Source organism: Streptomyces sp. NPDC102451, from assembly GCF_044765485.1.
In the GTDB taxonomy this organism is placed as follows: domain Bacteria; phylum Actinomycetota; class Actinomycetes; order Streptomycetales; family Streptomycetaceae; genus Streptomyces.
The window spans coordinates 173,928-193,782 of record NZ_JBIWKD010000003.1; the positions used below are offsets into that span (position 1 = coordinate 173,928).

21 protein-coding genes are annotated in these 19,855 nt (G+C 73.4%); 2 read left to right on the plus strand and 19 right to left on the minus strand.

Features of this window, described 5'->3' with window-relative positions; all coding sequences use genetic code 11:
* The first annotated feature begins 43 nt into the window (after positions 1 to 43).
* Positions 44 to 1,267, plus strand: coding sequence for an SAM-dependent methyltransferase (locus ACIRD8_RS07710; RefSeq protein WP_403987697.1), 1,224 nt, complete (start codon positions 44 to 46; stop codon positions 1,265 to 1,267).
* Here ACIRD8_RS07710 and ACIRD8_RS07715 read toward each other — a convergent pair whose 3' ends face one another.
* The 7 genes from ACIRD8_RS07715 to tsaB form a co-directional block, all read right to left on the minus strand.
* A complete protein-coding gene (locus ACIRD8_RS07715) occupies positions 1,268 to 1,918 on the minus strand; it encodes a hypothetical protein (protein WP_403987700.1) in 651 nt (216 codons plus the stop codon).
* Positions 1,919 to 1,982: 64 nt separating this feature from the next.
* Entirely contained in the window at positions 1,983 to 2,255 is a 273-nt protein-coding gene (locus tag ACIRD8_RS07720) for a DUF1876 domain-containing protein (RefSeq protein ID WP_104791830.1), read from the minus strand.
* 78 nt (positions 2,256 to 2,333) lie between these two features.
* Positions 2,334 to 2,795 (minus strand): VOC family protein, encoded by a 462-nt coding sequence (locus ACIRD8_RS07725; protein ID WP_403987703.1) that lies wholly within the window; start codon positions 2,793 to 2,795, stop codon positions 2,334 to 2,336.
* Positions 2,796 to 2,894: 99 nt separating this feature from the next.
* On the minus strand, positions 2,895 to 3,164 hold the full coding sequence (locus tag ACIRD8_RS07730; RefSeq protein ID WP_403987706.1) for a hypothetical protein: 270 nt from the start codon (positions 3,162 to 3,164) through the stop codon (positions 2,895 to 2,897).
* Positions 3,161 to 4,261 (minus strand): tRNA (adenosine(37)-N6)-threonylcarbamoyltransferase complex transferase subunit TsaD, encoded by a 1,101-nt coding sequence (gene tsaD / locus ACIRD8_RS07735; protein WP_403987709.1) that lies wholly within the window; start codon positions 4,259 to 4,261, stop codon positions 3,161 to 3,163. Before tsaD ends, ACIRD8_RS07730 begins: the two co-directional genes overlap by 4 nt.
* Positions 4,261 to 4,752, minus strand: a complete 492-nt coding sequence (gene rimI / locus ACIRD8_RS07740; protein WP_403987712.1) for a ribosomal protein S18-alanine N-acetyltransferase — start codon at positions 4,750 to 4,752, stop codon at positions 4,261 to 4,263. The genes tsaD and rimI overlap by 1 nt, the downstream gene beginning before the upstream one ends.
* Positions 4,749 to 5,396, minus strand: a complete 648-nt coding sequence (tsaB, locus tag ACIRD8_RS07745; RefSeq protein WP_403987714.1) for a tRNA (adenosine(37)-N6)-threonylcarbamoyltransferase complex dimerization subunit type 1 TsaB — start codon at positions 5,394 to 5,396, stop codon at positions 4,749 to 4,751. Before tsaB ends, rimI begins: the two co-directional genes overlap by 4 nt.
* Positions 5,397 to 5,565: 169 nt before the next feature.
* Here tsaB and ACIRD8_RS07750 point away from each other — a divergent pair, with 169 nt between their 5' ends.
* The gene (locus tag ACIRD8_RS07750) at positions 5,566 to 6,123 is read left to right on the plus strand and encodes a hypothetical protein (protein WP_403987717.1); all 558 of its coding nucleotides are present in this window, start codon (positions 5,566 to 5,568) and stop codon (positions 6,121 to 6,123) included.
* Positions 6,124 to 6,133: 10 nt separating this feature from the next.
* Here the strand turns inward: ACIRD8_RS07750 and ACIRD8_RS07755 are convergent, their stop codons facing one another.
* The 12 genes from ACIRD8_RS07755 to ACIRD8_RS07810 all read right to left on the minus strand — a co-directional run bounded on the left by ACIRD8_RS07755 (position 6,134) and on the right by ACIRD8_RS07810 (position 19,757).
* A complete protein-coding gene (locus ACIRD8_RS07755) occupies positions 6,134 to 6,316 on the minus strand; it encodes a hypothetical protein (RefSeq protein WP_403987720.1) in 183 nt (60 codons plus the stop codon).
* 137 nt (positions 6,317 to 6,453) lie between these two features.
* Positions 6,454 to 8,541 (minus strand): protein kinase, encoded by a 2,088-nt coding sequence (locus tag ACIRD8_RS07760; protein ID WP_403987722.1) that lies wholly within the window; start codon positions 8,539 to 8,541, stop codon positions 6,454 to 6,456.
* 23 nt (positions 8,542 to 8,564) lie between these two features.
* Entirely contained in the window at positions 8,565 to 10,730 is a 2,166-nt protein-coding gene (locus ACIRD8_RS07765; protein ID WP_403987725.1) for a PQQ-binding-like beta-propeller repeat protein, read from the minus strand.
* 5 nt (positions 10,731 to 10,735) lie between these two features.
* Positions 10,736 to 11,701, minus strand: coding sequence for a serine/threonine protein kinase (locus ACIRD8_RS07770; protein ID WP_403987728.1), 966 nt, complete (start codon positions 11,699 to 11,701; stop codon positions 10,736 to 10,738).
* 88 nt (positions 11,702 to 11,789) lie between these two features.
* A complete protein-coding gene (gene tsaE / locus ACIRD8_RS07775) occupies positions 11,790 to 12,323 on the minus strand; it encodes a tRNA (adenosine(37)-N6)-threonylcarbamoyltransferase complex ATPase subunit type 1 TsaE (RefSeq protein ID WP_403987731.1) in 534 nt (177 codons plus the stop codon).
* 19 nt (positions 12,324 to 12,342) lie between these two features.
* Entirely contained in the window at positions 12,343 to 13,563 is a 1,221-nt protein-coding gene (locus tag ACIRD8_RS07780; protein WP_403987734.1) for an alpha/beta fold hydrolase, read from the minus strand.
* A 69-nt stretch (positions 13,564 to 13,632) separates the two neighbouring features.
* Positions 13,633 to 14,787, minus strand: a complete 1,155-nt coding sequence (gene alr / locus ACIRD8_RS07785; protein WP_403987737.1) for an alanine racemase — start codon at positions 14,785 to 14,787, stop codon at positions 13,633 to 13,635.
* A 59-nt stretch (positions 14,788 to 14,846) separates the two neighbouring features.
* Positions 14,847 to 15,233: a DUF488 domain-containing protein gene (locus ACIRD8_RS07790; protein WP_403987740.1), complete on the minus strand. Its 387-nt coding sequence runs from the start codon at positions 15,231 to 15,233 to the stop codon at positions 14,847 to 14,849.
* A 37-nt stretch (positions 15,234 to 15,270) separates the two neighbouring features.
* Positions 15,271 to 16,716 (minus strand): NAD(P)H-hydrate dehydratase, encoded by a 1,446-nt coding sequence (locus ACIRD8_RS07795; RefSeq protein ID WP_403987743.1) that lies wholly within the window; start codon positions 16,714 to 16,716, stop codon positions 15,271 to 15,273.
* 3 nt (positions 16,717 to 16,719) lie between these two features.
* A complete protein-coding gene (locus tag ACIRD8_RS07800) occupies positions 16,720 to 17,088 on the minus strand; it encodes a holo-ACP synthase (RefSeq protein WP_403987746.1) in 369 nt (122 codons plus the stop codon).
* Between the two features lie 12 nt (positions 17,089 to 17,100).
* Positions 17,101 to 18,948 (minus strand): glutamine--fructose-6-phosphate transaminase (isomerizing), encoded by a 1,848-nt coding sequence (glmS, locus tag ACIRD8_RS07805; protein WP_403987749.1) that lies wholly within the window; start codon positions 18,946 to 18,948, stop codon positions 17,101 to 17,103.
* A 182-nt stretch (positions 18,949 to 19,130) separates the two neighbouring features.
* Positions 19,131 to 19,757, minus strand: a complete 627-nt coding sequence (locus tag ACIRD8_RS07810; protein WP_403987752.1) for a hypothetical protein — start codon at positions 19,755 to 19,757, stop codon at positions 19,131 to 19,133.
* Positions 19,758 to 19,855 lie beyond the last annotated feature (98 nt).

Here is a 19,855-nt window from a genome sequence, read left to right on the forward strand (position 1 = left end):
CCGGGCGGCCCGCCGGGTCCCCCGGCTGGCTCACAATGGACCGGTGAACGCCCTTCCCCCTGCCGATCAGGCCGACCCGGCCGACCCGCTCGCCGCCTTCGCCGCCCTGCGCACCCCCGAGGGCGCGGCGCTCCTGGACGAGCTGCGCGACCACGACCCCGCCCGGGAGCTGGCGACCGCGACCCGGCTGCGCCGCACGCACCCCGCCGCCCTCGTGTCGGCGGCGCTCGGCCAGGCGCGGCTGCGTCAGCGCGCGGTGGCGAAGTTCGGGGCGGCGGACGCGTACCGCATGTTCTTCACCCCCGACGGCGTGGAGCAGGCCACCCGGACCTCGGTCGCCGGCTACCGGGCGCAGCGGTTCGCGGAGCTGGGCGTGCGGAGCCTCGCCGATCTCTGCTGCGGCATCGGCGGCGACGCGATCGCCCTGGCCAGGGCGGGCATCTCGGTCCTGGCCGTGGACCGCGACCCGCTCACCGCCGAGGTCGCCCGCGCCAACGCCGGGGCGCTCGGTCTCCAGGACCTCGTCGAGGTGCGGTGCGCCGATGTCACGGAGGTCGACACCTCCCCGTACGGCGCGGTCTTCGTCGACCCCGCGCGGCGCGGCGGGCGGGGCAGGATCTTCGATCCCGAGGCCTACTCACCGCCGCTCTCCTGGGCGACCGGGGCCGCGCTGAAAGCCCCCAGGGCCGCGCTGAAGATCGCCCCCGGCGTCCCCCACGAGGCCATCGAACCGGCGGCCGAGGCCGAGTGGATCTCGGACGGCGGTGATGTGAAGGAGGCCGTGCTCTGGTTCGGCGAGGGCTTCGCCCCCGGCACCTTCCGGGCCACGCTGCTCCCGTCCCGCACGACCCTCGCCTCCGAGGGCCCGCTCCCCGCCCCGCCGGTCGGCCCCGTCGGCCGGTATCTGTACGAGCCGGACGGCGCCGTCATCCGCGCCCATCTGGTGGCCGACATCGTGGAGCGGTGCGGGGGCAGGCTGATCGACGAGACCATCGCGTACGTCACGAGCGACCGGCCGTACGAGTCGGACGCCACGGCCGCGTACGAGATCACCGATCAGCTGCCCTTCAACATGAAGAAGCTGAAAGCACTACTGAGGGAGCGTCAGGTAGGTGTCCTGACCGTCAAGAAGCGAGGCTCCGCGGTCGAACCGGAGGAGCTGCGACGGAAGATGAAGCTCCAGGGACCGCACGCGGCCACCGTCTTCCTGACCCGGGTGGCCGGGGCCCCGACGATGCTGATCGGACAGCCGGTGAGGCGGACCTGATCAGCCGCCGACCCTGATCAGCGGGTCGGCCTCCACCCCGGCCAGCACCCGCAGCACCCAGCGGCGGTGGGCGAACGCCTTGACGATGCCGGTCAGCCCGGTCAGCCAGGCGAGGAACCCGAGCCCCATCAGCCAGGCCACCAGGCCGTACGTCTCCTCGCCCGCCCTGGCGGTCGCCGGGACGGCCAGGCAGCCGAAGAGACCCGCCGCGCAGAGCACGAACGACATCAGCAGCCACACCAGGCTCGCGCGCGGCCGGCGCAGGGCCATGTCGCCCTCAGGGTCGCGGTCCAGGCCGCCCCAGGCCACGAGGAGGCGGTGCACCCGCAGGTCCCTGGCCACGCCCACGGCAATGAGGGCGGCCGCGGGGATCAGCACGGCGGCGCCCACGGCGAGGCAGACGACCCCCGGGATCACACCGAGGGGGTCGTAGGCGTCCTCGAACATGAGGAACGCCGCTCCGGCCATCGACCAGCCGAGCGCGGCGATCCCGGCCCACATCCAGAGGAGTCCGAGGCGGCCGGGTCCGATGAACATCTTCACCAGCTCACCGAGGATCACCGCCCGGTCCCTCAGCAGGGCGTCGCGGTCGGGCCACGTACGTATCTCCACGGGCGGAGGCGGCGGCGGGAGCGGTGAACGACTGGGCATGGCCCAGACATTACCGATCACGCCCTCCGGCGGTGGAGCGGCCGGAGAAGCTCGGGCCCGGCGGTCAGGTCAGCGGGTACGACGTGCGGCCGGACGCCTCGTCGATCTCGTCGTGCGCCTTGGTGAGCAGTTTCATGGCCAGCTCGTTGAGCGCGCGTGCGCCCGCGATCTCCTCGCCGACCCTCGGCTGCTCGGCGTCGGAGGGATGGCGGCTGGCGTACCCGTGGGCCCGTACCTCGGTCCCGTCACTCAGCCGCACCATCGCGGCCGCGCGGGTCCGGTGGGTGTCCTCCTCGAATTCCAGCTCGATGTGCCAGCCGACCGTGGTCTCCATCATGTCGGTCACCTCCCGGGATTCCTGCTTCCAGGGTGCGCCCGATCCCCCGCCCTCGCACGGCGTGCGCGGGGGCGTGCCTCAGGCGTCCCGCAGGGCCTGGACGTCCAGCTTCCGCATCCCCATCATCGCCTTCAGCACGCGGTCGGCGCGGGCACGGTCGGGATCGGCGAGCAGCTCGGGCAGCGCGCGCGGGACGATCTGCCAGGACAGGCCGTACCTGTCCTTCAGCCATCCGCACTGGCTCTCCTCGCCGCCCTCGGTGAGCTTCGTCCACAGGGTGTCGACCTCCTGCTGGTCCGCGCAGTCCACGCTGAGCGAGACGGCCTCGCTGAAGGTGAACTCCGGGCCGCCGTTGAGGCCGAGGTACTCCTGCCCGGCGAGCACGAAGCCGACGGTCAGCACCGATCCCGCCTTCGGGGAGCCCTCGTTCCAGTAGGTGATGTCCTCGATGCGGGAGTCACCGCCGAAGACCGACACGTAGAACTCGGCGGCCTCCTGGGCCAGGTCGTCGAACCACAGACAGGGCTTGATCTTCTGCATGGTCTCTCTCCTCACACAGGGGAACGTCGTCGTTCGCTGTGCAAGGTAGACCGCTCGCGCGCCGGGAACTCATCGGCACGCGCGCGGCCCGTACGCCCGTCAGCCGCCCGCCGGGCCGAGGGATTCGAAGCGCCACCGGTGCACCGGGCGGCTGATCAGCCCGGCCTTCGGCTCGGGCAGCTCCGGGAGCTCGTCCCCATAGACCGCGTCCCACCAGGTCAGCACGAGCACCCGGTCCTGCGGGGCACGCAGCAGCTCGCTGCGCAGCGGCTCCCGGGCCAGCTCGGCCGCCCGCGCCCGGGCCCACTCCAGCAGCTCCGCGCCCCGGCCCTCGGCGGCGCGGGCCTCCCACATCAGGGCGACGGTCATGAGTACAGGTTGTCCTTGCTGATCTCGTGCACATGGTCGTGGCTGTGCGCGTGAACACCCGGCACATGGGTCTCCGTGACCGGCAGCGAGGAGTCCGCCGAGAGGTCCAGGTCGGAGGCCGGGCGGTTGCGCGCCACCATCTCCGCGCCCAGCGCGGCGACCATGGCCCCGTTGTCCGTGCAGAGCCCCGGCCTCGGGACCCGCAGCCGGATGCCGGCCTTGCCGCACCGCTCCTCGGCGAGTGCGCGGAGCCGTGAGTTGGCCGCGACGCCGCCGCCGATCATCAGGTGGTCGACGCCCTCGTCCTTGCAGGCCCGGACGGCCTTGCGGGTGAGGACGTCCACGACGGCCTCCTGGAAGGACGCTGCCACATCCCGTACGGGGATGTCCTCACCGGCCGCGCGCTTCGCCTCGATCCAGCGCGCCACGGACGTCTTGAGACCGGAGAAGGAGAAGTCGTACGCCGGATCGCGCGAGCCGCTCAGTCCGCGCGGGAAGGCGATCGCCTTCGGGTCGCCCTCCCGTGCCAGCCGGTCGATGACCGGGCCGCCGGGGAAGCCGAGGTCCAGCACCCGGGCGATCTTGTCGAATGCCTCGCCCGCCGCGTCGTCGATGGTCGCGCCGAGCGGCCGTACGTCGCTGGTGATGTCCGGGGCCAGCAGCAGCGAGGAGTGGCCCCCGCTGACCAGCAGCGCCATCGTCGGCTCGGGCAGCGGGCCGTGCTCCAGCTGGTCGACGCAGATGTGCGAGGCCAGGTGGTTCACCCCGTACAGCGGCTTGTTCAGGGCGTACGCGTACGCCTTGGCGGCCGATACGCCGACGAGCAGCGCCCCCGCGAGCCCGGGGCCGGCCGTCACGGCGATGCCGTCGAGGTCGCGGGCGCTGATCCCGGCGTCCTTCAGGGCGCGCTCGATGGTGGGGACCATCGCCTCCAGGTGGGCGCGCGAGGCGATCTCCGGGACGACCCCGCCGAAGCGGGCGTGCGTCTCGACGCTGGAGGCGACGGCGTCGGCGAGGAGCGTCGTGCCGCGCACGATGCCGACGCCGGTCTCGTCGCAGGAGGTCTCGATGCCCAGTACGAGCGGTTCGTCAGCCATCAGTCTGTCTCTGTTCCTTGTACGGTCAGGCGCATGACGAGTGCGTCGATGTTGCCCGGCTGGTAGTAGCCACGGCGGAATCCGATGGGCTCGAAGCCGAAGCGTTCGTAGAGCTTCTGCGCGCGAGTGTTGTCCACGCGGACCTCCAGGAGCACCGCGGTGCACTCGAAGGCGGTCGCGTGGCGGAGGAGGTCGGTCAGGAGTTCCGATCCGAGGCCGCCGCCCCACTGGCGCCGGCTGACCGCGATCGTCTGGACGTCGGCGAGGTCTCCGGCCGAGGCGAGGCCCGCGTAGCCGACGATCCGGCCGTCGACGGGGTCCTCGGCGACGATGTACCGGTGGGTGGCCCGGGGGCCGCGCGCACGGGCGAGTTCGGACCAGAACATGCCGGCCGACCAGGCGTCGTCGGGGAACAGCTCGTGTTCCAGCTCCAGCACCGGCTCGATGTCCCACCAGCGCATCTCGCGGAGCACTGCGGTCGCGGTGGTCACTTGGGGGTGACCACCTTGTAGTTCTTCGGGACCTGGGCGTCGGGCCTGCGCAGGTAGAGCGGCTGCGGCGGCAGCAGCGGGGCACCGGAGGCCAGCCGCTCGGCGGCCAGGGCGGCGAGCGCGCCGGCGGAGACGTGCTCCGGCCCGCGGGCGTCGGGGAAGGCCTCGGGGTAGAGCAGCGCGCCCGCACCGGCGACGGGCAGCCCGGCGAGCCGGTCGGCGATGTCTGCGGGGCGGTCGACGGCGGGGTCGCCGTCCCGGGTGCGGAAGTCCTCGTACCGCGCCCAGTAGACCTCCTTGCGGCGCGCGTCCGTCGCGACGGCGAACGGGCCTTCGAGGCCGTCCAGGCCTGCGGCGTACGCGAGGGCGTCGAGCGTGCACAGCCCGTGCACCGGCACGGAGAGGACGGAGCCGAAGGTCGCGGCGGTGACGAGGCCGACGCGCAGCCCCGTGTAGGGGCCGGGGCCGACCCCGACGGCCACATCGGTCACGGCGCCGAGCTTCACCCCGGCCTCGGCGAGGACCCGGTCGACGGCGGGGAGCAGCAGCTCCCCGTGCCGCCGGGCGTCGACCTGGCCGGTCTCGGCGACGACGGAGGTCCCGTCGTGGAGGGCTACGGTGACGGCGGGGGTTGCGGTATCCATGGCGAGCAGCAGCACACGAACAGCCTACGGCTCCGCCGACCCGGTCATGGCAGCCCGTGGAGCGTCCCGGTCCCCCCTTCCGCTGCTGGTACCGTCGCCGGGTATACGCGTGTACGACGTAAATGCTTGTACGACATGCGACGGACGGCATGTGAAAGGGGACCTCACGGTGGCAAGGGGCAGCTCGGGAATCGTGGCCGGGCTCACCGCCGCGGCGTTGGCCGCGGTCTGTTTCCTCGCCTACCAGGCGTCGGCGAACGCGCCCGACTCGGTCGCCGCGCCCTCGGCGCAGACCTCCGGCGCGACGGCCGCTCCCACCCAGAAGCCGAAGCCCCCGAAGCAGCCGCTCGCGGTCCCCGAGGACTCCGACACGGGAACCCGCGTCGTGTACGCGCTGAAGGACCGCCGGGTGTGGATCGTCGACGACACGGAGAAGGCGCTCCGGACGTTCACCGTGATGCCGAGTTCCGTGAGCCCGCTCCCCGGCGTGTACCAGGTCAGCTCGCGCTCCGGCAGCATCAAGGGCTCGGACGGCGTCCTGATCGAACACGTGGTGCGCTTCGCGAACGTCGGCGACGTGTCCGTGGGCTTCAGCGCCGCGCAGGACGGCTCGATGCCGGCCCCGGACCCCACGATGAAGACCGGCGGGGTGCGGATGAAGCGGGCCGACGGCAACGCGCTGTGGACCTTCGCCACGGTCGGTGTGAAGGTCGTCGTCGTCCCGTAGCCCCGCGGGCTCAGGCCGCGTCGCGCCCCAAGCCCTCGGCTTCGTCCTCGTCGGCGTGCTCGTCGCGGGGCGGCGTCGAGACCGCCGTGGCGGCGGCGCAGGAGGCCAGCAGGTCCTTCATGGACACCGCGGACACCGACGGCGTCTCCGCCTGCGACGGCTGCGGCCGCACTTCACGCTCGGGTACCGGCATGGATGCCTCCTCGGGCTTCGGCGAGAGACCTGGTTAGGCAGACCTAACCAGTCTCCGTGTCCCATGTGACCACGACGGACCTCCCCTGTGCAACATTTTACCGACACACCGTCGGAAAGGGCGGGTCCCGGGCGCCCTCAGAACACCGGCAGCGCGCTCAGCGAGTCACCGTCCAGGACGAAGACCCGGTTGCCGTCGGCGGCCAGCCAGTACTGATCGGTGTGCTTGATGATGCGGAACACCCACGGCCCGCGGTCCTCGGCCAGATCGACCACGTTGATCCCGCCCTCCTTGTCGTTCACCGCGATCGACCAGAAGCCGTCGCCCTGGACGACGAGCGGGCTCTGCGGAGCGCACTGGATCAGGCCCGTGTGGACCCAGTCGGTCGGACCCCCGTCCCTGGTGTCCAGACGCAGGGGGTACCCCAGGTAGGCCGCGTAGACGTGCGTGCCGTGCACCGTGGGAGGGCCCCAGTAGGGCTCCACTCCCGGCTGCTTCGGGTTCTCCGCGGTCCAGCGCTCCTCGCCGTCGCCGGCGTTCACGGCCCGCAGATGCCTCCCGGTCACGAAGACGGTGCCCGCGGCGGCCGCGATCCCGGGCCTCCCCTCGGCCTGGTCGTGCAGCTGCCACGCCGCGCGGCCGTCACCGGTCCGCACCGCGAGGACGGCGCCGCCCGCCCCGGCCACGACCAGCCGTCCGGCCACCGTGACGCCGCGCGGCCCGGGCTCCGCGCCGAGGTCCGCTCCGGCCTCGACCGACCAGCGCACCTCGGCGTCCGCCCGCCCGACGCTCAGCAGGCGGCCGTCGCCCGTGATCACGTACACCGCTTCGTCGTCCGCCGCCAGGACCCAGGCGGCGTCGACGTCGGCGGTCCACTTCGGTTCGCCCGTCGACGCCACGAAGGTGCGCAGGACGCCCTTGCCGTCCGCCGCGGCCACCAGTTGCCCGGAGAGCGACACGTACCGGCGTACGGCCTCGGTGTCCGGTGCCGACCACCGGAGTTCACCGTCGACGACACCGCGCGCCGCGATGCCCCCGCCGGGTGCGCCCACCACCAGGACGTCGTGCACCGGCAGGGGTGCGGGGGTGCCCTCGCCGAAGACCTTGGCGTGGCTCCATATCGGTTCGGGCGTCTCGCCGTACACGTAGTCGCCCTTCTCCGCGGACAGCACCCGGGCCTTCGGCGTCTTCACGGCCGGCGGGATGCTGAACGGGTCCTGGCGGCCACGGCCGTTCAGCCACAGGGCCGTTCCCCCGCCCGCGGCGGCGAGAGCCCCGCCGACGGCGAGCGCGGTCAGCAGCCGGCGCCTCGGCACGGCACGGGCCGGGCTCACGGCCACCGACGTGGTGAGCTCGTCGAGACTGCGGCGGCGCGCCGAGACGTCCCGCGCGAGGGGGCCGTGACGCCAGGCGCGGTCCGCGCCGCGCGGCGGGTCGAAGGCCGTGGCCACCGCCTCCGTGGAGGGGCGCCACGCGGGGTCCTTGGCGAGGCAGGGCGCGATCAGCTGCCGGAGCGCGTCCGGCACCCCGCCCAGGCCCGGCTCGCCATGGACGACTTCGTACTGCACGGCGGCGGCGTGCGCGCCTTCGTACGCACGTCTGCCGCTCGCCGCGTACACGAGCACCGCGCCCAGGGAGAAGACGTCGGCGGCCGGACCCACCCGGTGTCCGAGCACCTGCTCGGGGGCGCCGTACCCCGGCGTCACCGGAGCCTCTCCGGTGGCGGTGAGGGTGAGGCCGTGCTCGGGGCGCGCGATGCCGAAGTCGATGATCCGCGGGCCGGTGGCGGTGAGCACGATGTTGCCGGGCTTCACGTCACGGTGCACGAGCCCCGCGGCATGGATGTCCCGGAGTCCGCGCGCCACAGCCACGGCGAGGGCCCGTACGGCGGGTTCGTCGAGCGGACCGTGGGCGGCGACCGCCTCGTCGAGCGTCGGCCCGACCAGGAACTCGGTCGCGATCCAGGGGCGCCCGCCCTCGGTCCGGCTGTCGATGACCCTGGCCACCCCGTCGCTGCTGACCGCCTGCGCCATCTGGGCCTCGCGGACGAAGCGCCGGGCGAGACCGGGGTCGTGGGCGAGGTGGAAGTGCAGGATCTTCACCGCGGCGACGGTTCCCGCGCCGTCCAGACCGACGTACACCTTGCCCATGCCGCCCTCGCCGAGGATCCCGAGGATGCGGTAGGGGCCGAGCCTGAGCGGATCTCCGGTGGTCAGGGGTTTCATGTTCCGAGACGCTTCCCGTGCAGTCAGAGGAGTGGGTATCCGGCGGTGTAGGCCTCGCCCTTGGCGATGAGCCGCCCGGAGGGTTCATGGACGAAGTACCGGCCGCGAGCCGCCTCGAACGGCTGGGCGACCGCACCCGTACGGAGGTCGGCGGCGGCGAGGCCGGTGGCGGAATCGCTGTACACGTACGCGGTTCCCACCGTGGGTGGCGCGTCGGCCGCCATGTCCGCCTGGCCCGTCTGCGCCCATACGGCCTTGCCGCTCGCGGCCCGGACCGCGACGAGGCCTCGGCCCTTCACCACCGCGTGGACGACGCCGTCCTTGACCGCCGGCGGGCCGTGGACCGCCCCCGGCCGGTCCCCTTCGTGGTGCCAGGCCACGACGCCGTCCGCCAGGCGACGCGCGACGAGCCCGTCCGCCGCGAGGTACACGTGCTGTGCGTCGACGGCGACCCTGGCACGGTCCATGGCCGGCCCGTCCCCGCCGAGCGCCGCGTCCCACAACGGTGCGCCGGTCCTGGCCTCGCGGACGGTGAGGCGCAGCCCGCCGTCCTCCGCCTGCTGGACCAGGACCAGGTGGTCCCCCTCGACCCGGCCGGACAGGAAGTGGAGGCGGTCCGACTTGTCCGGCCTGGCGGGGAGCGGGCGGGTCCACAGCCTGTCGCCGGTCCGGAGGTCGAGCGCGAAGAGGAACCAGGACTGGTCCTTGCGGAACCCGTCGGTCGACCGGGGTCCGAACCCGCCCACCCCGTGGAGGACCGTGTCCGTGGCGCAGAGCAGTTGGCTCTCGAACAGGCGGCCCCGCAGGTCCGTGAGACGGGCGACCGTCGCACCGGCCTTCCCCGTGGCCGGGTCGACGGCGCGGACGGCATAGGGGGCGTCGTCCTCCAGCGACTGGTCGACGGCGTACACGCGCTTGCCGTCCGTGACCGTCTGGTGGAAGAGGTACACGTCCTCGTCGGACCAGAGGGAGCGGCCGGTGCGTGGGTCCAGTGCCTGCGGCATGATGCTGTCGAGTGCCACGAGGATCCGGTCCTCCAGCATGAGCGGGGCCGACGGCATGTCCCGGCCGGATCCGTAGTCGGACCGGACCTGCCAGAGCATGTCCGTCGCGGGGGTCTTCGGCACGGTGGAACCGCCCGCCCCGTCCGGGCTCCGCCGGTCGTGCCGCGCCCATGCCCCCGTCCCCGCCAGAGCCAGCAGTGAGGCACCGCCCACGGCCAGGAACCCGCGACGGGACGGCCTGACGGTCGCCCGCACGGCCGTGTCCGGGAGCCCCTCTTCCGCGTCGGGTGCCGCACGGCGCGGCATCACGGCGAAGACCGCCGAGGCGCGCCGGGCGATGTCGGTGAGGACGGCGCCGGGCAGGTGCTCCGAGAAGCTCCCCCCGGGTGGTTCGAGCCAGGCCGCGAGATCGGCGGCGGAGGGCCGGTCCGCCGGGACCTTGCTGAGGGCCCGGGCCAGGACCGGCACCAGTGCCGGGGGCATCCCGCCGAGGTCCGGCTCCGAGTAGCGGACCCGGTAGAGGAGGTCGGCGGGCTGCCCGGCTCCGAAGGGCCCACGGCCCGTGGCCGCGTAGGTGAGGAGCCCGGCGAGAGCGAACACGTCACCGGCCGCGGTGTGCTCCTGGCCGGTCGCCTGTTCCGGGGACATGAAGGCGGGGGTGCCCGCGGCGGCTCCGGCACGCGTGAGGTGGTCGTCCCCGTCGGCACGGGCGATGCCGAAGTCGATGACCTTGGGGCCGTCGACGGTGAGCATGATGTTGGACGGCTTGAGGTCGCGGTGGACGACGTCGGAGCGGTGGAGCTGGGTCAGCGCCGCACAGAGCAGGGCCCCGAGGGCCCGCACCGCGGGCTCGGGGAAGGCCCCGTACGCGGAGACCGCCTGGTCGAGACCCGGCCCCAGCACGTACTCGGTCGCCAGCCACGGGATACCGGCGGACGGATCGGCGTCGAAGACCCGGGCCCCGTGGACCGGGCCGATGATCCGGGCCGCGTCGGTCTCCAGACGGAAGCGGCTGCGGAACACGGGGTCAGCGGCCAGGCGGGCGTGCATCGTCTTGAGGGCCACGGTCCGGCCGTCCGCCGCCCGGGCCAGGTAGACCGTGCCCATGCCTCCGCCGCCGAGGCGGGCCACCGGGCGGTAACCGCCGAATCGGGAGGGGTCGTCGTGGGTGAGTGGGGAGAACATGGCCCTCAGTCCAGGGTGCCGGTGACGAGCGACGAGTGGGCGCCCCGGGGCTGTGCGGGGTTCCCCGGCGGCTCCGCCGCGAGCACGGCGGCCGCCACCCGGGCGAGGGCCACGGCGGCCCTCGGGGGGAGGGCCACGGCGAAGGGGGCGTCGAGCACCGTGGCCTGCGGTCCGGCCGCCCCGGGGACGGCACCCGCGTCGGGTGCCGCGCGCCCCGCCCGCGCGGTGAACTCGGCCTCCAGCGCCGCCGCTTCCGGGCGCTGCGCCGGGTCCCGGGCGAGGCACGCGGTGATCACGGCGCGCAGCCCCTCGGGGATCTCCTCGCGCTCGGGGGCGGTGTGACCGGTGCTCGCGTACGAGAGCACCGCTCCGATCCCGTAGACGTCTCCGAGCGGACGCGGCCGGCCGCCCGTCATCTGCTCCGGCGGCAGGCTGCCGTGGTCGAGGCCCGGGGCGTTCCCCCGGTGTTCCCCGTCCGCCCCCGCGGAGCGAACCGTCCCGAAACCGGCCAGCCGGATCCCGCCGGGGGTGACCAGCACCGCGGCCGGGGACAGCCCCGCGTGGACCACGCCCCCGGCGTGCGCGGCGCGCAGCGAGGAGGCCAGTGCCGCGCCCATGGCCCGTACGAACGGCTCCGGCAGCGGGCCGCCGTGGGCCATGACCGCGTCGGGGAGCGGGAGCGCGGCGGCGTAGGGCGCCGCGTACCAGGGGGCCGCCGGCGTGCCTCCCACCTCGTCCACCGGGAGGAGGCCCGGAACGGACAGACCGCAGGCGTGCCGCGCCTCGGCCGCCCAGCGTGAGGGGTCCACCCCTGCGCACGGGAGGCAGACGAGGACGGTACGGTCGCCGTCGGCACTCCGTGCGATGTACCGGGGCCCGGGGGCGGTGCCCGAACGGCTGCCGGAGTCGAACCGGCCCAGGACCGTGTACGGACCGATCCGAACAGGATCGTCCCCCCGCAGGTGTTCCATGCGTCCGTCCCCCGTGTTCGCCCTGGCCCGGCCAACCCTACTCAGACGCCGTCACACGGCTCACGGCCCCCCGGGGGAAGCCAGGAGGTCAGGCCCCCGCCAGCTCCGTGTCCAGCCCCGCCCAGCGCGTTCCGATGCCCATCAGGGTCACCGTGCGGCGTTCGTCGTCCGTGTCGCCGACCGCGCGGTCGATCACCACGCGCAGCCGGTGCTCCGAGAGCTCCTCGACCTTGCCGTCGCCCCACTCCACGACGATCACCGACTCCGGCAGCGACACGTCGAGGTCCAGGTCCTCCATCTCGTCGAGACCGCCGCCCAGGCGGTACGCGTCGACGTGGACCAGGGCCGGGCCCTCGCCCAGCGGCGGATGGACCCGGGCGATCACGAAGGTCGGCGAGGTGACGGCGCCGCGTACCCCGAGGCCCTCACCGAGGCCGCGGGTCAGGGTGGTCTTGCCCGCGCCGAGCTCGCCGGTGAGCATCACCAGGTCGCCGGGGGCCAGCACACCGGCGATCCGGCGGCCCAGCTCCTTCATCTCCTCGGGGGACTCGACGGCGACGTCCAGGGTGACGGTGCCCGGTGCGGCGGATTCGCCCACCCGGCCGTTGTGCGCTGCTTCCATGCCGACCAACGGTAGAGGATCAGCGCCCCTGAGCCGGAACCGCTCCGATCCGCACCAGCAGGTCCGCGAGGCGGTCGGTCACCGTCTCGGGGTGCTCCAGCATCACCAGATGGCCGGCGTCCGGCACGATGACCAGCTCGGCGTCCGGAAGCTCGTCCGCGATGGCCTCGCTGTGCGAACTGGGCGTCACCAGGTCCTTGTCACCGGCCAGGATCAGCACCGGGAGGTCACGGAAGGCGGGGAGGGCCCCGCTCTTGTCGTGCTCGGTGAAGGCCGGGTAGAACTCGGCGACCACATCGATCGGGGTGGACTCGATGAGCCGCTCCGCGAAGCGCGCGACCGCCGGATCCACGTCCCGCGACCCGAACGAATACCGCTTGATCAGCCCCGCGAACAGGTCGGCGGTGGCCCGCCGCCCGCGCTCCACCAGCTCCGCCTGCGAGCCGAGCGCCTTCAGCACCCCGGGCAGCACCCGGCGCACCGCGTTCACGCCCGCCACCGGCAGCCCGAAGTTCACCTCGCCGAGCTTCCCGCTCGACGTCCCCACGAAGGCGACCGCGGCCACCCGGTCGCGGATCAGCTCCGGGTAGCGGTCGGCGAGCGCCATCATCGTCATGCCGCCCATGGAGTGCCCGACCAGCACCAACGGTCCCTCGGGGGCCGCCGCGTCGATGACCGCCTTGAGGTCGCGGCCGAGCTGGTCGATGCCGACCGCTACGCCCTCGGCCTGCGCCCGGCCGCGCTCGGAGCGGCCATGGCTGCGCTGGTCCCAGTGGACGGTGCGGACCAGACCGCGCAGCGCGGCGCGCTGGAAGTGCCAGGAGTCCTGGCCGAGGCAGTAGCCATGGCTGAAGACGACGGTCAGGGGCGCGGGGTCCTTGCTGCCGAAGAGTCTGCGCCGGCGCGGCCCGGAGCCCGCCCGGGCCCCGGCACGTGTGGCGGCACGGCTGGTCCCGCCGTCCGGCTCGATCTCGTCGACCTCGTAGTACAGCTCGGTGCCGTCGTCCGCGACCGCCCGGCCGGGCTGCCCGCGCAGCGAGCCGTACGGTCCGGAGGCGTCCAGTGCGAGGCGGGCCTTCTTGCGCATGCCCCGGCCCACGGTGAGCCGCTCGACGGCGACGCCCGCGGCCGCGCCCGCGGCGATGACGCCTATCGCCGCCCCGGCGACGCCCGCCCGGCGCCAGCCGGCCGCCGCGACGGCCGCCGTCGCCACCACGTCCTCCGCGCTGGTCTCGCTCACCGTGCCGTGCTCCTTCGTCGTCGTTGTCCGTCGGAACCGCCGGACCGTGATCCAGGGGGGCGCCGGGGGTCAGTCCCGGCCGGAGTCCTCGTGGAGATGGACGCGGGGGACGCGCGTTCCGATGCGTGTGACGATCTCGTACGCGATCGTGTCCGCGGCCTGCGCCCAGTCCTCCACGCCGGGTTCGCCCCGGTCGCCCGGCCCGAACAGCACCGCCTCGGCGCCCGCCTCGACGATGTCGCCCCCGAGGTCGACCACGAACTGGTCCATCGCCACCCGGCCCGCGATCCTGCGGACGGCGCCTCCGACGAGGACGGGGCCCCGGCCCGAGGCATGGCGCGGGATGCCGTCCGCGTAACCGACGGGCACCAGGGCGAGCGTCGTCTCGGCGGGGGTCGTGTAGTGGTGCCCGTAGCTGATCCCGTGGCCCGGGGGCACCTGCTTGACCAGCGCCACGGAGGCGGCGAGGGTCATGACGGGCCGCAGCCCGAAGTCGGCGGGGGTGCCCAGCTCGGGGCTGGGCGAGATGCCGTACATCGCGATGCCGGTGCGTACGAGGTCGAAGTGGGACTCGGGCACCGTGAGCGTCGCCGGGGAGTTGGCGATGTGCCGCACCTCGGGCCGGACGCCCTCCTTCTCGGCGTAGGCCACCATGTCGCGGAAGACGTTCAGCTGGGCGGCGATCGACGGGTGGCCGGGCTCGTCGGCGCAGGCGAAGTGCGACCAGAGGCCGGTGACGCGCAGGATGCCCGCCTCCTCGGCGGCGCGGGCGGCGGAGACGAGTTCCGGCCAGTCGGCGGGCTGGCAGCCGTTGCGCCCCAGCCCGGTGTCGGCCTTGAGCTGGACGCGGGCCAGGACCCCGGCCTCCGTGGCGGCCGCGGTGACCTCGTCGAGCGCCCACATGGCGCTCACGGAGACATCGATGTCGGCCTCGACCGCCTCGCGCCAGGGCCCGCCGGGCGTCCACAGCCAGCACATCACCCGGCCGCCGATCCCGGCCTCCCGCAGGGCGAGCGCCTCCTGCGGGGTGGCGGTTCCCAGCCAGGCCGCGCCGGCCTCCAGCGCCGCCCTGGCGCAGGGCAGCGCCCCGTGCCCGTACGCGTCGGACTTCACCACGGCCATGAGCTGCGCCCCGGACGCCCGCGCACGCAGTTCGCGCACATTGGCGCGCAACGCGGCGAGGTCGATCTCGGCACGGGCTCTCAGGGTCGCTGTCTCGTTCATCGCGCCCAGTGTCTCAGAGCCGTACGCCTGTACCTCCGACCTCTGTGCCGGTGAGGCGGTCACCGGTGGTCGAGGGCCCGCTCGAGATGGCCGACGAGGACCGGGACATGGCTGGCCGGAACGTCCTTGACGGCGGTGACGAGGGTGACCGCGCCGCCCCCGCGCAGCAGGGCGAGCAGCTGCTCGACGGCCTCGGTGTGCGCGGGGTCGCCGAGCTCGGTCCGGTAGCGGTCCACGAACTCGGCGTGCCGGGCGCCGGAGCGGTCCTCGTGGTACCAGGTGCGGAGTTCCTTCGACGGCGTCACGTCCTTGGCCCACAGGTCGACCGCCGCGTGTTCCTTGGAGATCCCGCGCGGCCAGAGCCGGTCGACGAGCACACGGGTGCCGTCGTCCTCCTCCGGCGGGTCGTAGACCCTGCGTACGCGGATGTCGCTGCCGCTGCCCACGACCGACCACCTTCCGTTCCCGTGCTACCAGCCTGGATCAGGCCCGCACGTCCCGCCAGGCAGCCGGTACCGAGTCCGCGACGTCCTGCGCGGTGACCGGCGCCCCGTCGGAGCTACGGCGCGCCGCGAGCCCGTGCAGATAGGCGCCCACCGACGCGGCGTCGCGCGGTGCGAGGCCCGCGGCCAGCAGCGAACCGGTCAGCCCGGAGAGCACGTCGCCGCTGCCCGCCGTGGCCAGCCAGGACGTGCCGGTCGGATTGACCCGCACGGGGGTGTCCCCCGGCTCCGCGACGAGGGTCGTCGAGCCCTTCAGCAGCACCGTGGCCCGGTAGCGCGCGGCCAGTTCCCGTACGGCGGCGAGCCGGCCCGCCTCGACCTCCTCGCGGTCCACGCCGAGCAGCGCGGCGGCCTCGCCGGCGTGCGGGGTGAGGACGGTGGCGGCGGTCCGGTCGCGTACGGCCGCCGCGTCCATCAGCCGCAGCCCGTCCGCGTCGACGAGCACGGGGACGTCCGCGGCCAGCACGTCGGAGACCGCTCCGGCCGCCTGTGCGCCGTCGCCGAGCCCGGGGCCGACCACCCACGCCTGGACGCGCCCGGCCTTCGACGGCGGGCCGGGGTGCACCAGGGTCTCCGGGAAGCGGGCGATCACCGCGTCGGCCCCGGGGCCCGCGTACCGCACGGCTCCCGCGCCGCCGCGCAGCGCCCCCGCGACGGCGAGCACGGCCGCGCCCGGGTACCGCTCCGAGCCCGCGGCGACCCCGACGACCCCGCGCCGGTACTTGTCGCTCTCGGCGTCCGGCTCGGGCAGCAGGGCGGCCACATCGGCGTACTGGAGGGCCTCCAGGTCCGGGCGCCCGGGCAGTTCCGCCGCCAGGCCGATGTCGACGAGCCGCAGCGCGCCCGCGTGTTCGGCGGCCGGGTCGATGAGCAGCCCCGGCTTGTACGTACCGAAGGTGACCGTCGCGTCCGCCCGTACGGCGGGGCCGAGCACCTGGCCGGTGTCCGCCTCGACCCCGCTCGGCAGGTCGACCGCCAGCACGGGCGCGTGGCCCGCGGTGACCGCGCGGACCAGCTCCACCGCCTCGGGGCGCAGACCGCCGCGTCCCCCGATCCCGGTGATGCCGTCGACGACGAGGTCCACGGGGCCCAGCCCGTCGGGGGTGTCAAGGACCTGCCCGCCCGCCGCCAGCAGGGCGGCCAGCGCGGCCCGGTGGACCTTGTCCGGTGAGGTCAGCAGGGCCCGTACGCCGGCTCCGCGCCGGGCCAGCCGGGCCCCCGCGTACAGCGTGTCGCCGCCGTTGTCCCCGCTGCCGACGAGGAGCAGCACCCGGGACCCGTACACCCGGCCGTGGCGCCGGAGCAGGTCACCGCAGGCCACGGCGAGTCCGGCGGCGGCGCGCTGCATGAGCGCGCCCTCCGGGAGGCGTGCCATGAGCGCCTTCTCGGCGGTCCGTACGGTCTCGACGCTGTAGGCATGTCGCATACCTCAACCCTCCGCGATCACCACGGCCGACGCCACCCCCGCGTCGTGGCTGAGCGAGACGTGCCAGCTGCGTACGCCGAGCTCGGCCGCACGCGCCGCGACGGTGCCGGTGACCTCCAGGCGCGGCCTCCCGCTGTCCTCGACGCACACCTCGGCGTCGGTCCAGAGCAGCCCGCCCGGTGCGCCGAGCGCCTTGGCCAGGGCCTCCTTCGCGGCGAACCGGGCCGCCAGCGAGGCGATCCCCCGCCGTTCCCCGCCCGGCAGCAGCAACTCCCGCTCCAGGAAGAGGCGCTCGGCCAGCTGGGGCGTGCGCTCCAGCGCGGCGCCGAAGCGTTCGATCTCCGCCACATCGATCCCGACCCCAATGATCACGCGCTCACTCACTCATTCGACTGTCACGGACTTCGCCAGGTTGCGCGGCTGGTCCACCTCGTTGCCCCGGGCGGTCGCCAGCTCGCAGGCGAAGACCTGCAACGGCACCGTGGCGACCAGCGGCTGAAGCAGCGTAGGCGTAGCCGGGATCAGGATGAGGTGATCGGCGTACGGGACGACCTCCTCGTCGCCCTCCTCCGCGATGACGACGGTACGTGCGCCACGGGCCCTGATCTCCTGGATGTTCGAGACGATCTTGTCGTGCAGCACCGAACGTCCGCGCGGGGACGGCACGATCACGACGACCGGCAGCCCTTCGTCGATCAGGGCGATCGGCCCGTGCTTGAGCTCCCCGGCGGCGAAGCCCTCGGCATGCATGTAGGCGAGCTCCTTGAGCTTCAGGGCGCCCTCCATGGCGACCGGGTAGCCGACGTGCCGGCCCACGAAGAGGACGGTGTCGTGGCCGGCGAGCGAACGGGCCAGTTCCCGGACCGGCTCCATGGTCCCCAGCACGCGTTCGACCGCGCTGGAGATCTCGGAGAGCTGGCGTACGACGGTGCGGATCTCGTCGCCCCACTTGGTGCCGCGCACCTGGCCGAGGTAGAGCGCGACGAGGTAGCAGGCGACGAGCTGCGTCAGGAACGCCTTGGTGGAGGCGACGGCGACCTCGGGCCCGGCGTGCGTGTAGAGGACGGCGTCCGACTCCCTGGGGATGGTCGACCCGTTGGTGTTGCAGATGGCGAGGACCTTCGCCCCCTGCTCACGGGCGTGCCGTACGGCCATCAGCGTGTCCATCGTCTCGCCCGACTGCGAGATCGCGACGACGAGGGTGCGCTGGTCCAGGATCGGGTCGCGGTAGCGGAACTCGCTGGCCAGCTCCGTCTCGCAGGGCAGCCGGGTCCAGTGTTCGATGGCGTACTTGGCGATCATCCCGGCGTGGAAGGCGGTACCGCAGGCGACGACGACGACCTTGTCCACCTCGCGGAGCACCCCCGGCGGGATGCGCACCTCGTCGAGGTGGAGCGCGCCCGAGCCGTCGATCCGGCCGAGCAGGGTGTCGGCGACGGCCTTGGGCTGGTCGGCGATCTCCTTGAGCATGAAGGAGGCGTAGCCGCCCTTCTCGGCGGCCGAGGCGTCCCAGTCCACGTGGTACTCGCGTACGTCGGCGGGCCGGCCATCGAACCCGGTGACCGTCGCCCCGTCCCTGCGCAGCTCGACCACCTGGTCCTGGCCCAGCTCGACGGCGTCCCGCGTGTGCGCGATGAAGGCGGCCACATCGGAGGCGAGGAACATCTCCCCGTCGCCCACCCCCACCACGAGCGGCGAGTTCCGCCGGGCCCCGACCACCACGTCGGGCTCGTCCGCGTGCACGGCGACCAGGGTGAACGCACCCTCCAGCTGCCGGCACACCTGCCGCATGGCCTCCGCCGGATCACCGCTGGACGAGTACGCCTCGGCGAGCAGATGGGCGACGACCTCGGTGTCGGTCTCGGAGGTCAGGTCATGACCACGCCCCGCCAACTCCTCGCGCAGCGCGGCGAAGTTCTCGATGATCCCGTTGTGCACGACGGCGACGCGGCCCGCGTTGTCGAGGTGCGGGTGGGCGTTGGCGTCGGTGGGCCCGCCGTGCGTGGCCCAACGGGTGTGCCCGATCCCGGTGTTCCCGGCCGGCAGCGGCCGGTCCTTGAGCTCCTTCTCCAGATTCAGGAGCTTCCCCGCCTTCCGCGCCGCGGCGAGCCCCCCGTCCGCGAGGACGGCGACCCCGGCGGAGTCGTACCCCCGGTACTCCAGCCGCTTCAGCCCCGCGACCACGACATCCTGCGCCGACTGCGCCCCGACGTAACCCACGATTCCGCACATATCGGCACCATAAGGCCGTACGGGGGCGGAGGACAGCAGGGGTGGGCCACGCGGCGGACCGGAGCTACGCTCCTCCCCCTTGACGACGGGCTGACAATCTGGCCCGCGCGCTCAGGCTGGAGCTGGACGGCCGGTAGAGCCGGCCCGCTCCACCACGGCAACACGCCACGCGACCCCACCGATCACTCGAAACGGGGCAGTTCGACGGGCAGTTCCTGCCCCTCCTGGCACTTCTCCACCTCGTAGGTGTGCCTCAGGATCTGATACGCGAAATCGGCCACGTGCTGCTGGAGCTCGACCCCCGTCACTCGCGCATCCCCGACGACCCTTGCGTCAGCGATCAACGCATACGACTGCAGCGGCTTCTGGCCTTCCTGCCCCGGACGGATGCAGGGAACGTACACAGACACACCCTCAGGGGTCGTCATGGCGTCGACTCCACCCCTCCGCACCTCACGCGCCCCCTCGTCGCCACCGGAATGAGGATCGCGCCAATTGGCCAGAGTGACATCACCGACCTCGACCTCCCCGGAAAGGATGGAGTCCTGGCTACGTGTCTTCACATAGCAGTAGAAGACCGTTCCCCAGGGGAGCGAATCAACGACCCCTCTCTCTCCGCGTTCCGTAGCCGTCATCGTATGCGGGAGGACGTCGGCAGCGATATCTCGGTCGACCGCCCCCGAACAGACCTTGTCCGGAAGGCGGTCAACACCTTTGGTGAAAACCTGTATGCAGCCGAACACTCCGACGGCCACAACAGCCACGCCGGCAAGAGTCTGCTTCGCCATCTTCTTCTCGATCGCTTTCACCGACTGCACCTCAAGATACGGAAGACCCTTTCGCTGTTCAAAAAACGCGACGCCATTGCCCGCCACCCCGCCCGGGGTTCATATTCTTGCGAACGATA